Consider the following 1,182-nt stretch of genomic DNA (forward strand, 5'->3'; position numbering starts at 1 on the left):
TCTCCTCCCGAGTGACTAGCAAACCGTGACCTTGGTGAGACTACCATCAGCGTTCGAGGCCGCGCCCTGGCCGGGGTGATTTTGGTGTGTAGGGGCGTGGGGTGTTGACGTTGCGTAGTACGCCCTCACGGGTGGGTGGCTGTCTTGACACGGCGGAGGCGGTGGAGCTCTTAGCGGTGGCTGCTTGGAGTGTGTGTGGTGGTCTGATGGCGGCGAGTACGGGGTGTGGTGCGGAGTAGGTGTGGGTGTTTCCGTCGCGGTCGGTGTGGTCGATGACGGTGGGGCCGTATTCGGTGCGGTGGGTGACTAGTAGGTCGGTGTTGGTCAGGGTGGTGCTGGTGGTGGCGAGCCGGTGGGTCGCTTGGGCGTTCTCGATGCACCGGCAGGTGCGGTTGTGGCCGGGGCCTGTGGTGAAGGTGGCGGTGACGGCTGTGGGTGGGGTGTAGCGAGCGGTGGGGTCGCCCTGGGAGCGGGGCCCTGCCCACCGGTCCCGGGCGCCCTTGAGGCACACGTGCTCAGGGGTGTTCACAGCCACAATAGTCACCTGCGTGTAGCGGGCGGCTTCCAGTTCGCGGATCAGGCGGGAGCCCTTGTTCCTTCCGATCAGGGTGCCTTCGATCTTGACGTCGAATCTCCTGCGCAGCAGGTCGTTGCGGGCGAGGTCGGCGGTGTCGGTGGACAGGGGGTGGACGAGGGTGGCAAGCTCGCCGCGGGTTATGGGGCGGCCGTCGGCCAGGGGCTCGGCGGCGTGGGTGGCGATGATGTTGTCCCAGTGGGCGCGGGCATGGGCCAGCAGCTCGGGGCTCACGTCCAGGCCGGGCACGGGGTTGCCCAGGAGGAGCTGCTTGATGTCGTCGGCGTCGATGGTGGTGTAGCCGTCCTCCTCCACCCCTACCTGCTTGGAGCGGGCCGGTCCTAGGACTTTGCGGGTGGTGGCGACGGCCTGGGACTTGCCGGCCCCCGGGGAGCCGGCCATGATGATCGCCCGGCCCCCGCGCGAGCCGTGCTCCCTGGCCAGGGCCAGGTAGGCGTCGGAGATAGAGTCCTGCAGCTGGTGCCAGAACGTACCCTCGGCAGGTTCTTCGGGCAGGGTATGGTCGGGTTGCAGGCGGTCGATGATGGCCTGGACCTGGGTGGCTGTGGTATCCAGAACCTCAGCCTCCGGGGTGTTCCCGACGGTGA

Annotated in this window: 1 protein-coding gene; it reads right to left on the bottom strand. The window is 67.8% G+C overall.

The window, feature by feature from the left end; genetic code table 11:
- Window positions 1–46 precede the first annotated feature (46 nt).
- Window positions 47–1,182, bottom strand: a 1,136-nt coding sequence (locus GZ997_RS12055) for a hypothetical protein (protein WP_203234255.1), incomplete at its 5' end; no start/stop codon positions are given.

It is taken from the genome of Actinomyces sp. 565 (assembly GCF_010365615.1).
Taxonomy (GTDB): Bacteria; Actinomycetota; Actinomycetes; order Actinomycetales; family Actinomycetaceae; genus Actinomyces.